The 11,565-nt window shown below is 65.4% G+C and carries 13 protein-coding genes; 9 read left to right on the top strand and 4 right to left on the bottom strand.

The window, feature by feature from the left end:
• The 3 genes from JJ959_RS12905 to JJ959_RS12895 form a co-directional block, all read left to right on the top strand.
• A partial coding sequence (locus JJ959_RS12905) for a putative PEP-binding protein (protein WP_366817047.1) occupies positions 1-1,021 on the top strand: 1,021 nt, incomplete at its 5' end.
• A 267-nt stretch (positions 1,022-1,288) separates the two neighbouring features.
• Positions 1,289-2,263, top strand: coding sequence for a cytochrome-c peroxidase (locus tag JJ959_RS12900; RefSeq protein WP_292884182.1), 975 nt, complete (start codon positions 1,289-1,291; stop codon positions 2,261-2,263).
• Between the two features lie 138 nt (positions 2,264-2,401).
• Positions 2,402-3,454, top strand: a complete 1,053-nt coding sequence (locus tag JJ959_RS12895; protein WP_292884172.1) for an SDR family oxidoreductase — start codon at positions 2,402-2,404, stop codon at positions 3,452-3,454.
• 117 nt (positions 3,455-3,571) lie between these two features.
• Here the strand turns inward: JJ959_RS12895 and JJ959_RS12890 are convergent, their stop codons facing one another.
• Positions 3,572-4,483, bottom strand: a complete 912-nt coding sequence (locus JJ959_RS12890) for an NAD(P)-dependent oxidoreductase (RefSeq protein ID WP_292884171.1) — start codon at positions 4,481-4,483, stop codon at positions 3,572-3,574.
• Positions 4,484-4,508: 25 nt separating this feature from the next.
• Complete coding sequence (locus JJ959_RS12885) at positions 4,509-5,441, bottom strand: 2-dehydro-3-deoxygalactonokinase (RefSeq protein WP_292884170.1); 933 nt, start codon at positions 5,439-5,441, stop codon at positions 4,509-4,511.
• Positions 5,442-5,557: 116 nt separating this feature from the next.
• Between JJ959_RS12885 and JJ959_RS12880 the strand changes: the two genes are divergently transcribed.
• The 6 genes from JJ959_RS12880 to JJ959_RS12855 all read left to right on the top strand — a co-directional run bounded on the left by JJ959_RS12880 (position 5,558) and on the right by JJ959_RS12855 (position 10,463).
• Positions 5,558-6,406 carry a fumarylacetoacetate hydrolase family protein gene (locus JJ959_RS12880; RefSeq protein ID WP_292884169.1) on the top strand — a complete coding sequence of 283 codons (849 nt, stop codon included), beginning with the start codon at positions 5,558-5,560 and terminating at the stop codon, positions 6,404-6,406.
• A gap of 10 nt (positions 6,407-6,416) precedes the next feature.
• A complete protein-coding gene (locus tag JJ959_RS12875) occupies positions 6,417-7,163 on the top strand; it encodes an SDR family NAD(P)-dependent oxidoreductase (protein WP_292884168.1) in 747 nt (248 codons plus the stop codon).
• 38 nt (positions 7,164-7,201) lie between these two features.
• The gene (locus JJ959_RS12870; protein WP_292884167.1) at positions 7,202-7,618 is read left to right on the top strand and encodes a nuclear transport factor 2 family protein; all 417 of its coding nucleotides are present in this window, start codon (positions 7,202-7,204) and stop codon (positions 7,616-7,618) included.
• 85 nt (positions 7,619-7,703) lie between these two features.
• Positions 7,704-8,192 (top strand): DUF302 domain-containing protein, encoded by a 489-nt coding sequence (locus JJ959_RS12865; protein ID WP_292884166.1) that lies wholly within the window; start codon positions 7,704-7,706, stop codon positions 8,190-8,192.
• 10 nt (positions 8,193-8,202) lie between these two features.
• Complete coding sequence (locus tag JJ959_RS12860) at positions 8,203-9,378, top strand: YeeE/YedE family protein (protein WP_292884165.1); 1,176 nt, start codon at positions 8,203-8,205, stop codon at positions 9,376-9,378.
• A 167-nt stretch (positions 9,379-9,545) separates the two neighbouring features.
• The gene (locus JJ959_RS12855) at positions 9,546-10,463 is read left to right on the top strand and encodes a DMT family transporter (protein ID WP_292884164.1); all 918 of its coding nucleotides are present in this window, start codon (positions 9,546-9,548) and stop codon (positions 10,461-10,463) included.
• A 1-nt stretch (position 10,464) separates the two neighbouring features.
• Here JJ959_RS12855 and JJ959_RS12850 read toward each other — a convergent pair whose 3' ends face one another.
• Both JJ959_RS12850 and JJ959_RS12845 read right to left on the bottom strand, forming a co-directional pair.
• Positions 10,465-11,052: a uracil-DNA glycosylase family protein gene (locus JJ959_RS12850; protein ID WP_292884163.1), complete on the bottom strand. Its 588-nt coding sequence runs from the start codon at positions 11,050-11,052 to the stop codon at positions 10,465-10,467.
• Complete coding sequence (locus JJ959_RS12845) at positions 11,045-11,563, bottom strand: DUF2937 family protein (protein ID WP_292884162.1); 519 nt, start codon at positions 11,561-11,563, stop codon at positions 11,045-11,047. The genes JJ959_RS12850 and JJ959_RS12845 overlap by 8 nt, the downstream gene beginning before the upstream one ends.
• Positions 11,564-11,565: the final 2 nt, after the last annotated feature.

The raw sequence follows: 11,565 nt of genomic DNA, 5'->3' as shown, positions 1-11,565 counted from the left end.
TCATCTCCGCGTCCGCGCGAATGTCGAGACCATGGAGGATGCGAGCGCCGCCCGCCGCTTCGGCGCCGACGGGATTGGTCTGGTCGCGACCGAGCACACTTTCTTTGCTCCGGAGCGGATCTTGACCGTGCGCGAGCTGACACTGGCGCGCAACGAGCGCGAGCGGCGGCCGTCGCTCGACCGGCTGCTGCCGCTGCAGCGCGCCGACTTCACCCGGCTGTTCCGGGAGCTGCGTGGTTTCCCCGTGGCGGTGCGCCTGCTCGATCCGCCGCTCGACGAAGTGCTGCCGGAAACCGACAAGGATTATCAGGAGACCTCGGAGGCGCTCGGCCTGCCGGTGGAGGCTGTGCGCAAGAGGGTCGCCGCGGTGCGCCAGATCGTGCCGGTGCTCGGCCACCGAGGCTGCCGCCTCGCGATCTCCTATCCCGAGATTACCGAGATGCAGGTCCGCGCGATGTTCGAGGCGGCGAGCGCGGTGATGCAGGAATTCGGCGAGACCGTCACGCTGGAGATCACCGTGCCGCTGGTCGTCGGCAAGCGCGAGTTCGATTTCGTGCGCGTCATCGTCGACCGGGTGGCCGCCGCCGTCGAGCAGGAGACCGGCTGCACGATCAACTACCTCGTCGGCACCCTGATCGAGCTGCCGCGCGCCGCGCTCCGGGCCGGCGAGATCGCCAAGAGCGCGGATTTCTTCAGTTTCGGCACGGACGACCTGACCCGGACAGTCTTCGGCATGTCGCGCGACGACGCGGACGCCTTCCTGACCACCTACATGAACAATTCCGTCGTCGATCTCGACCCGTTCGTCACCCTCGATATCGAGGGCGTCGGCGAACTGGTGCGGATCGCGACCGAGCGCGGCCGGGCCGAGAACGGTGAGCTGCTGATCGGGATCTGCGGCGAGCATGGCGGTGACGCCAAGACCGTCCGATTCTGCCATTCGATCGGCCTCGACTACGTCTCCTGCGCGCCGAACCGCCTGCCGGTCGCCCGTATCGCCGCCGCCCAGGCCTCGATCTGATCCACGTCAAATTCCTATTTTTTGTGCGCCTATTGAGGCAGATCAATGCCGCTAGTTTAGAATTGTTCTAAGAACTGTCCTGGCTCAGATAACAAGAAGAAAAGTGAGCTTTCTCAGTCGTGTAATCCATTCCGCCGTTCTGGCGGGCGCATGACAAATGAAAGGACAGATACCGTGTTTGGTACAGCTATCAGGGCCTGCTCCATCGCAGGACTTTTCTCCCTGGCCCTCGTTTCGGATCCCTCGGCCCTCCGCGCGGAAGAGCTGATGGAGGAGGCGAAAGGCTATTTCGAGCCGATCCCCTCCGTCGTGCCGGCGGTGAAGGACAATGCCGTCACCCATGAAAAGGTCGAGCTCGGCAAGATGTTGTTCTTCGAGCCGCGGCTTTCCTCGAGCCACCTGATCAGCTGCAACACCTGCCACAATCTTGGCATGGGCGGTGACGACAACCTGGAGACCTCGATCGGCCACGGCTGGGCCAAGGGTCCGCGCAATGCGCCGACGGTGCTGAACGCGGTCTTCAACGTCGCCCAGTTCTGGGACGGCCGCGCCGATGACCTGAAAGCCCAGGCAAAGGGGCCGATCCAGGCCGGCGTCGAGATGAACAACCAGCCGCACGCGGTGGAGGTCACGCTGCGCAGCATGCCGGAATATGTCGAGCGCTTCACACGCGCCTTCCCGGGCGAGGACAAGCCGGTCACCTTCGACAACATGGCGAAGGCGATCGAGGCCTTCGAGGCAACCCTGATCACCCCGGCCTCCCGCTTCGACCAGTATCTCGAAGGCAACGCGAACGTTCTGACTGCGGACGAGAAGAAAGGCCTGAAGCTCTTCATGGACAAGGGCTGCGCGGGCTGCCATGCCGGGGTGAATATCGGCGGCGAAGGCTATTTTCCCTTCGGCGTGATGGAAAAGCCGGGTGCGGAAATCCTGCCGCCGAACGATCTCGGCCGCTTCCAGGTCACGCAGACCGCGGATGACAGCTACGTGTTCCGGGCCGGGCCGCTGCGCAACATCGCGCTGACCGCGCCCTATTTCCACTCCGGCATCGTCTGGAACTTGCGTCAGGCCGTGGCGGTGATGGGCGAGAGCCAGCTCGGCGAGAAACTCTCGGAAGAGGAGGTCGATCTGATCACCGCCTTCCTGCACACCCTGACCGGCGAGCAGCCGCGGGTCGAGTACCCGATCCTTCCGGTTAGCACGCCGGAAACGCCGCTGCCGCAGGAGATGGTCGCCAAATAACCAACTGACCGGGACCGGTCGGTGCGACGGGAGCGGGAGGGGTTTTCTTGCCCCTCCCGTTTTCTATGATCCGGGAGCCGCGTTGACGGCATCCGGCCGGCCTCTCACACTTCGCCGCAAAAGCAAGTGGAGGAGGCGATGGCGAAGAAAAAGGCTCTGGTCGTCGGGGCGCTCGGCGTAATCGGGCGCCGGCTGGTGCAACATCTGGAGGAGGTCGGCGGCTGGGACATCGTTGGCGTCAGCCGGAGGGCACCGGACTTCCCGACAAGGGCGGCGCATATCTCGGTCGACCTGCTCGACCGCGCGGATGCCGAGGCCAAGCTCGGCGGCCTGACCGACATCACGCATATCTTCTACACAGCCTTCCAGGCCCGTCCGACCTGGGCGGAGCACGATGCGCCGAACCTCGCCATGCTGGTCAATTCCGTCGAGCCGGTGGCGGCGGCCTCGAAGGATTTGGAGCATGTCCAGCTGATCGAGGGGAACAAGATCTACGGCAGCCATCTCGGGCCGTTCCGGACCCCGGCACGGGAGGAAGACCCGCCGCACATGCTGCCGAACTTCTATCACGCGCAGGAAAGCTGGTTGCGTGCGGCGCAGGAAAGGCAGAGGTGGAGCTGGTCGGCGCTCCGTCCGCACACGGTCTGCGGCTTCGCCGTCGGCAATCCGATGAATATCTCCACCTGCATCGCGGTCTATGCGGCGATCTCGAAGGAGCTCGGCCTGCCGCTGCGCTTTCCGGGCAAGCCGGGCGCCTGGGAGGCGGTCTACCAGGTCACGGACTCGGCCCTGCTCGCGCGCGCCATGCTGTTCTGCGCGACGGCGGAAAGCGCGCGGAACGAGGTCTTCAACATCACCAACGGGGATTTCTTCCGCTGGAAGAATGTCTGGCCGAAATTCGCCGCGCATTTCGACATGGAGCTTGGCGACGTGCAGACCATTCCGCTGACCGAGTTCATGGCCGACAAGGCGCCGCTCTGGGAGCGCATGGTGGAGAAATACGGGCTGATGAAGACGCCTTATGCCGATATCGCCGCCTGGCCCTTCGCGGATTACGTCTTCGGCACCGACTGGGACGTGATGACCGACACGCTGAAGATCCGCATGGCCGGGTTTCACGATTATGTGCGTTCGGAAGAGATGTTTCTCGACCTGTTCGAGGAGTTCCGCGCGCGGAAAGCGATCCCTTAAGCCCCGCTCATCAACATCATCCCGGCCGCAGAGCCGGGACCTCATCGAACGTAGGGCGGTGCCCGGCTTCACAAGGTCCCGGATCGGGGTCCGGGATGACGACAATCTAGAAGGCTCTTAAGCGTCCGGCCCGCTGTCCGGCTTGTCGCCCACCCGGTGCGGGGCATTGCGATGTTCGAGCTCAAGCAGCAGCGAGGTCTGGTCGTGCTCGGCGAAGCCGCGGGCGCTCAGCTTGTCGTAGAAATCCCGGACGAGGCCGAGGAGCGGAAGCTCGATCCCGCATTGCTCCGCGGTGGTGAGGACCGTGTTGAGGTCCTTCAGCATGTTGCGGACCGGAGCACCGGGGCTCCAGTTGCGCTCGAGGATACGGCCGCCATGTTCCTGCAGCACGCGGCTCTCCGCGAACCCACCGCGCAGCGCATCGCGCACCGCCGCCGGATCGGCGCCGCCGGCCTCGGCCAGCAGCATGGATTCGGAAAGCCCGGCGATGGAGATCGCGACGATCACCTGGTTGCAGAGCTTGGTGAGCTGTCCGGCGCCGCAGGGGCCGACGCGGAACGGACGGCCCATGGCGGCGAGCACGGGTGTCGCCTCGACGAAGGTATCCTTCTCGCCGCCGACCATGATGGCGAGGCTGCCGAGTTCGGCGCCCTGGGTTCCGCCGGAGACCGGCGCGTCCAGATGGCGCAGACCGAGCTTGGTGAGTTGCGTGTCGAATTCCTGTTCGGCGCGTGGAGCGATCGAGCTCATGTCGCAGAAGATCGCGCCCGGCTTCATCGCTTCCGCAACGCCGCGCTTGAACAGGATCTCGCTGACCGCATCGGCGTCGGTCACGCAGGTGCAGACGATGTCTGCCTCTGCGACCGCCGCAGCCGGGTCGTCGGCAATGGTGGCGTGGTGCGTAGCGAGTGCCTCCGCCTTCCCCTGGGTCCGGTTCCAGACCGTCAGCGGAAAGCCGGCGCGGGCAATGTTGGTGGCCATATTCTGGCCCATCCGCCCGATGCCGAGAAAGGTGACATTCGGTGTCATTCCCATCCCTTCGTCGCGGGCGCCGCTATCCTCTTTTCAGAAGATCCTTGGCCAGTCGGAACAAGCCATGGGCGCCTGTATACTCTCCCAGTTGGCGACAGCGTATATCACGGGCGCCCAGCGCCGGGGTGTAGAGATCGGTGAGGTCTGGGTTGCCGATTATGCAAACCTCTGATCCGGCAGGAAGATTGTGCACTGCGGCATAAACTTCGCTGCCGATCAGCAGGCCGGAGAGGAAGGCGCCGCTCTTCTCCACCGGGAGGCTTCCGAGCAGGGTTCCGGCCCGCACCGTGAAGAGCTGGGCCAGCATTCCGCCTTCCTTGCCGGCCGCCGCCAGGCCCTCGCGAAAGCCATCCCCGGACCAGACCGCATGCTCGATCGTGGTGCCGAGGATCGAATGGCGGCGCAGCAGGTCAAACAGCTCGCCGGTCATGTAGGTGTGGAAGTCGCGGATGATGCCGTCTTCCAGCAGCGCCCATTTGCTGTGCGTGCCGGGCAGGCAAAGCAGGTGGCGGCCGCCGCCGAGCTGTTCCAGGGCGCCGAGGATCTGCAGTTCCTCTCCGCGCATGACGTCGGCCCGACCGTCCTGCTGCGTCGAGAGGCCCGGCGCGATCCAGAAGGCATGTCCGGACTCCATCCTGCCTGCAATGGCCGCGGCGGCGAGGCCGGCCGGATCGGCGGGGCAGGGCAGGTAGGGCGCCTCGATCCAGCCCTGCCGGCTGCCGATCATTCCGCCCATGACGATCTGCGGCGCCTTTGCCGGATCGGCCGGCAGCCAGTCGCCGACGATCTGATGAAACGCGCCCTCGAAATCGCCGTCGTCGATCGCGCGGATCCCGGCCTCGGCGCGGCGCCGGTCAAGGATGGTGCCGTCCGCTGCCATGCGGAAAGCCCTGAGGCTCGTGGTTCCCCAATCGACGGCCAGAACGGCCGCGTCCTCTGCTGTCATCTCGTCCATGGTGACGTTCCCCGACGCGGCGCTGCCGCTGCTTGACTTGGCGGTATCCGGCTGCAAACCTCGCCGCCTGTCTTTTAGGCTGCAATCAAAAATCGTTTGGGGGAAGGAGCTATCCCATGAAGCTGCTGCGGTATGGCGCGCCGGGTGCCGAAAAGCCGGGAATTCTGGACGGCGACGGCAAGATCCGGGATCTGTCGGGCATTGTCGGCGACATCGACGGCGCTGCGCTGAGCCCGGAGGGACTGGCGAAGATCGCCGCTGCGGATGTCGGATCGCTTCCGGTCGTCTCCGGCAATCCGCGTCTCGGCGCCTGCGTCGGCGGGGTCGGCAAGATGATCTGCGTCGGTCTCAATTACAGCGACCATGCGGCCGAATCCGGCATGGAAGTGCCGCCGGAGCCGATCATCTTCATGAAGGCGACCTCCGCGATCTGCGGCCCCAACGATGACACGATCGTGCCGCGTGGCTCGAAGAAGCTCGACTACGAGGTCGAACTCGGCATCGTCATCGGCAAGAAAGCGAAATATGTCTCCGAGGCGAACGCGCTGGACTACGTCGCCGGCTATTGCGTGGTGAACGACATTTCCGAGCGCGAGTTCCAGGCCGAGCGTTCAGGCCAGTGGACCAAGGGCAAGAGCTGCGACACCTTCGGGCCGACCGGTCCCTGGATGGTGACCAAGGACGAGATCCCGAACCCGCAGGAACTCGGCATCTGGGCCAAGGTGAACGGCGAGTTCCGGCAGAACGGCAACACCAACACGATGGTCTACGGCCCGGCCTTCCTGGTGCACTATCTCAGCCAGTTCTTCACCCTGCATCCGGGCGATGTCATCCCGACCGGTACCCCGCCGGGCGTCGGCATGGGCTTCAAGCCGGAGCCGAAATACCTGAAGGCGGGCGACGTGGTGGAACTCGGCATCGACGGTCTCGGCGCGCAGCGCCAGACCTGCGTCGCCGACAGCTGATCGCCGGCCCATGGTCGATTACGACTTCTCCGGGCGTGCCGCCGTCGTTACCGGCGGCGCGCGCGGGATCGGTAAGGCGGTCGCGGCGCGGCTGTCCGCCGCGGGCGCCTCGGTCAGCCTCTGGGACGCGGATGCGGCCAAGCTCGAGGAAACTGCCGCCGAGATCGGCGGCACGATCCACACGGCAACGGTCGACGTCACCGACGACGGCGCGGTCGACCGCGCCGCCGCCGAGGTCGAGCGCGAGTTCGGCCGTCTCGACATCATGGTCAACAGCGCCGGTATCACCGGGCCGAACACGACGACCTGGCAATATGGCGTCGCGGACTGGCGCAAGGTGATCGATATCGACCTGACCGGCACCTTCCTCTGCTGCCGCGCGGCGGTGCCCTACATGCTGCGCAACAAGTATGGGCGGATCGTCAATATCGCCTCCGTCGCGGGCAAGGAGGGCAACCCCAACGCGCCCGCCTACAGTGCGGCGAAGGCGGGAGTGATCGGTCTCACCAAATCCCTCGGCAAGGAGCTGGCGGAGAGCGGCGTGACTGTGAACTGCGTCACGCCGGCCGCGGTGAAGACCGACATCTTCGATCAGATGACCGATGAGTTTATCGCCTTCATGCTTTCGAAGATTCCGATGAAGCGGTTCGGCGAGGTCGGTGAAATCGCGAATCTGGTCGCCTGGCTTTCCTCCGAGGATTGCAGCTTCAGCACCGGTGGCGTATTCGATTGTTCCGGAGGCCGGGCGACCTACTAGACCCCGGCGACCGGAAGTGGGGGAGCGGCGTGCAACGGATGAGCAGGGCCCGGCAGTCTGACGTGCTGATCCGCAACGAGGCGTTCTACAACGCCTTCACGACCCGCGATCTGGCGGCGATGGAAGCGCTCTGGGCGGGCGAGATGCACGTGAGCTGCATCCATCCCGGCGCGACCCCGATCTTCGGCCGTGATGCGGTGATGGAGAGCTGGGCGCAGATCCTGTCCGGCCCGGTGCGCACCTCTCTGCAATGCCTCGAGCCGAAGGTGCATTTCCTGAGCGAGGAGCTGGCGCTGGTGGTCTGCTATGAGCGGATTGGCGGCGAGACGCTGACTGCGACCAACATCTTCGCTCTCGAATCTTCCGACTGGGTGCTGGTGCACCATCAGGCGGGACCGCTCGCGAACGAGATCGCGGGCCACGCGGATGTGCCGTCGCCGCGCCTGCTGCAATAGCTCTCGCATCCGTCACGCGCTGTTTATTTCCCGTTCCCTTAGATCCGTGGCTAATCGGTCCTGACATTCTCGGGAGGATTGGCCCATGAGACGGATCTTTGCGGCCCTGTTTGTGTGTCTGATCTGGTCGGTGGCGGGAAGTTCCGCTGCCGTCGCGGAAATCCGGAATCCCTATTCGGGAACCGTCACGGTCGAGACCGGCCGGCCGTTCGACGCCTTCGTCAAGGCTCTGCCGGAGGCGATCAAGGTTCAGGGCTTCAACATTGTCGGCGTGGCCTGCGCGACCTGCGCCGCGCAGTCGCAAGGCGTGACCGTTCCGGGCAACCGGGTCTTCTTCTTCTTCAAGCCGGCCTATGCGGTGCGCATGCTGGCGGCCTCCGAGGCGGCGGGTATCGAGGCGCCGATCCGAGTCTATGTGACCGAGGGCAACGACGGTACCGCGCGCGTGACCTACCGGCTGCCATCCCACGTCTTCGGGGCCTACGAGGTCCCGGCGCTGGACACGCTCGGGGCCGAACTCGACGAAGACGTTCGTGCCATTCTCGACATTGCGAAAAAGGGGAGCGGCGGGTAAGAGGGGCGCCATGAGCATTGCCGTCCCGACATATCCGCTGCCGCAGAAGCCGCTCGCCCTGGTCCTTGGCGGGATCTTCGCCGCGATCGCGGCGCTGCATCTGCTCGACGGGGAGCCCCGGCGCCTTGCCCTGCTGGTCATCGGAGGCGGGCTCGGGGTCGCGCTCTATCATGCCGCCTTCGGCTTCACCGCGGCCTATCGGAACCTGATCCAGAGCCGGGATCTGAGCGGAATCGTCGCGCAGGCGGTGATGCTGACGGTCGCGATGATCCTTTTTGCGACGGTTCTGAACGACGGCGAGGCCTTCGGCTTCAAGGCCGGCGGCGCGGTGGCGCCGCTCAATGTCTCGCTGGTTACCGGCGCCTTCATTTTCGGCCTCGGCATGCAGATCGCCGGCGGCTGCGCTTCCGGCACGCTTTTTACCGCGGGCGGCGGCAACGCGCGGATGATGGTCGTGCTGGTCTTCTTCTGCGCCGGGTCCTTCTGGGGCTCGCTCGATATTCCGTTCTGGCACAGCCTGCCGTCGCTCGGCGCGGTCTCTCTCGGCCGCGAGTTCGGATATACGCTTGCTGTCCTGATGCAGGTCGGCGCGCTCGCGGCGATTCTAGGCGCTCTCTGGCTCTGGGGGGCGCGGCTGAAGAAACCGCTCTGGGACCGCAATCATCCGCTGAACGGGCGCACTCTGCTGCAGGGGCCCTGGCCTCTGCTGCTCGGCGCGCTGGCGCTCGCCGTGCTTGCCTACGCCACCCTTCTCGCCAAGGGCTACCCCTGGGGCGTGACATGGGGCTTCACGCTCTGGGGCGCGAAGGCGGCGGAGCTGTTCGGCTGGGACCCGAACAGCAGCACCTTCTGGGCGGTCGAATGGCGCCAGGGAGCACTCCGTCAGGGGCTGCTCGAGGAGCCGACCTCGCTGATGAATATCGGCATCATCCTCGGCGCCGGGATCGCCGCCTCGCTCGCCGGCAAGGTCGCGCCCACGCTGGCCATGGGATGGCGGCCCTTTATTGCGGCGGTCATCGGCGGGCTGATGCTGGGCTACGGCGCGCGGCTGGCCTACGGGTGCAATATCGGTGCCTTCTTCTCCGGTGTCGCCTCGACCAGCCTGCATGGCTGGGTCTGGATCGCGGTTGCGATCGTCGGCAATGTCATCGGGGTGAGATTCAGGCCGTTCTTCCGGCTCGGCTGACCGCAAAACTGGTCCATATGCGACGTTCGCATTCTGAATGCGACGAATTATCCTTTTTTCTCATAGCGTTATAACTTCGTTAACCGGCTGGCCTGCAATCTTTGCATGAGTGAGCCGGCGCATGGGGGCGTAGGCTTCAAGAATTGTTGCCCGAAGGAGGCCGCGCGATGCCCGCCGCCATTACAGCAGCTGCCGCACCGGCCGGCTATGGACGCGGGATTGCCTGCCAGGTCACCGCCATCTTCCTGTTCTCGATCATGGGCGTGCTCGTGAAGGGGCTGGGCGACCATTATCCGACCTCCCAGATCATCTTCTTCCGCAGCCTTCCGGCGCTGATCCCCCTGATGCTCTATCTGCCGAACCAGGGCGGCTGGCGCGCGCTCGCGACCAAGCGGCCGGACCTGCAGTTCCTGCGCGCGACCATCGGCGTGCTCTCGATGTTCGTCGGTTTCTATGCGCTCGCCAACATGGACTTCGCCTCCTACGTCACGATCAGTTATTCGGCGCCGCTCTTCGGCACCCTGCTGGCGATCCCCTTCCTCGGCGAGAAGGTCGGCATCCGCCGTATCTCCGCTGTTCTCATCGGGTTTTCCGGAGTGGTCCTGGCCGCCGCTCCGGACGGCAGCGGGATCAGCTTCTACGCGCTGCTCGCCCTCGCAGCGGCCTTCGCCTATGGCTGCATCATGGTGGTGATGCGCAAGCTCGGCACGATCGACAGCAGCGCCGCGACGGTCTTCTATTTCACCCTCGCCGGGGTCATTCTCGGCGGTGTCCTGATGCCGTTCGAATGGGTGACGCCTGAGCCGATGGACCTTGCTCTGCTTGCGGGTGTCGGCGTGATCGGCGGCGTGGCGCAGATCTTCATGACCGAAGCCTTCCGGCAGGCGCCGACGGCGGTGGTCGCACCGTTCGACTACACCGCCATGATCTGGGCCGTGCCGCTCGGCTATCTGGTGTTCGACAGCGTGCCCTCCGGTCAGGTCATCGCGGGTGCCGCGATCATCGCCGGTGCCGGTCTCTTTATCCTTTATCGCGAGACCAAGCTCGGCCTGAAGAAGCCGCGTCTGAAACGCTCCAGCCTCTAGGTCAGCCGAGCAGCCGTGCCACCTCGCCGCGGAGATGCGGCAGGATCTCAGCCTCGATCCAGGGATTCTTCTTCAGGAGATTGCCGCTGCGCCAGCTCGGATGCGGCAGCGGCAGGTAGCGCGGCCCGTACTCGCGCCAGCTCTCCACCGTTTCCGTCAGCGTTTTCTTCCGCGCCTTGCCGAGATAGTGCGCCTGGGCATACATGCCCGCGAGCACGACCAGTTCGATCTCCGGCATGTGGGCGAGCAGCGGGTCGTGCCACTCGGCGGCACATTCTGGACGCGGCGGCGCATCGCCGCCGTTCGGCAGCACGCCCGGATAGCAGAATCCCATCGGCATGATGGCGATCCGTTCCGAGTTGTAGAAGGTCTCGCGGTCGAGCCCGAGCCATTCACGTAGCCGGTCGCCGGAGCGGTCGTTCCAGGGAATGCCGCTCTCGTGCACCTTTGTGCCGGGTGCCTGGCCGACGATCAGGACCCGTGCGGTCGGACGGGGCACCACGACCGGACGCGGGCCGAGCGGAAGGTGTTCCGCGCAGATCCGGCAGGCGGCGATCCGCACGGTCAGGCCCTTGAGATCTTCAGGCACGGCGGAACCGGTTCCGCTCTTCCGGCGGACGGCGGAATATGGCGCGCCAGATCAGCGAGAGAAAGGCGTGCAGGATCCAGCCGAGCAGGATGCCGGCGATCCCGAACCGTATGTCGAGCGTCAGAGTGGGTTTGTAGGAGTTCCAGGCGGCTTCGGCGATCGCGGTATCGACATGGGTGAAGGCCGCCCAGGGCCGCAGCAGATAGGGCGCGGCCTGCAGTTCCCGGTATGCCGCGTCTAGGTTTTCCGCCCGGTCGCGTCGCTGCAGCATCCGGTCGGCGCCGGCCTGCACCGCCTGGTCTTCCGAAGCCCGGTAGCGCTCGGCAAAGCCTTCAAGGGTTAGCCCGAAGGCGGAGGCTTCAGCGACATCCTGGCGGTGCGCCGCCATCGCCTCGTCCCGGGCGCCGCCGAGGCGTTGCTCGTACTCCTGGACAAGCTGCGGAAGCTGCGATCCGCCGACGGCCCCGCAGGCGATGAACGCGATGAGGAACAGGTCGCGGAACATCTTCATCG

The sequence above is a fragment of the Nisaea sp. genome, assembly GCF_017640745.1.
Classification (GTDB): Bacteria; Pseudomonadota; Alphaproteobacteria; order Thalassobaculales; family Thalassobaculaceae; genus Nisaea.
Note: the sequence above shows the minus strand (reverse complement) of the source record. Positions and strands in the feature narration are given on the sequence as shown.

Excerpts from the sequence above, each read along its gene's own strand:
- JJ959_RS12870 (WP_292884167.1), top strand. The coding sequence starts at position 7,202 with ATGAGCAGGGCCCGGCAGTCTGACGTGCTGATCCGCAACGAGGCGTTC.
- JJ959_RS12855 (WP_292884164.1), top strand. The coding sequence starts at position 9,546 with ATGCCCGCCGCCATTACAGCAGCTGCCGCACCGGCCGGCTATGGACGC.
- JJ959_RS12890 (WP_292884171.1), bottom strand. The coding sequence starts at position 4,483 with ATGACACCGAATGTCACCTTTCTCGGCATCGGGCGGATGGGCCAGAAT.
- JJ959_RS12900 (WP_292884182.1), top strand. The coding sequence starts at position 1,289 with ATGGAGGAGGCGAAAGGCTATTTCGAGCCGATCCCCTCCGTCGTGCCG.
- JJ959_RS12845 (WP_292884162.1), bottom strand. The coding sequence starts at position 11,563 with ATGAAGATGTTCCGCGACCTGTTCCTCATCGCGTTCATCGCCTGCGGG.
- JJ959_RS12875 (WP_292884168.1), top strand. The coding sequence starts at position 6,417 with ATGGTCGATTACGACTTCTCCGGGCGTGCCGCCGTCGTTACCGGCGGC.
- JJ959_RS12880 (WP_292884169.1), top strand. The coding sequence starts at position 5,558 with ATGAAGCTGCTGCGGTATGGCGCGCCGGGTGCCGAAAAGCCGGGAATT.
- JJ959_RS12895 (WP_292884172.1), top strand. The coding sequence starts at position 2,402 with ATGGCGAAGAAAAAGGCTCTGGTCGTCGGGGCGCTCGGCGTAATCGGG.
- JJ959_RS12865 (WP_292884166.1), top strand. The coding sequence starts at position 7,704 with ATGAGACGGATCTTTGCGGCCCTGTTTGTGTGTCTGATCTGGTCGGTG.
- JJ959_RS12885 (WP_292884170.1), bottom strand. The coding sequence starts at position 5,441 with ATGGACGAGATGACAGCAGAGGACGCGGCCGTTCTGGCCGTCGATTGG.
- JJ959_RS12860 (WP_292884165.1), top strand. The coding sequence starts at position 8,203 with ATGAGCATTGCCGTCCCGACATATCCGCTGCCGCAGAAGCCGCTCGCC.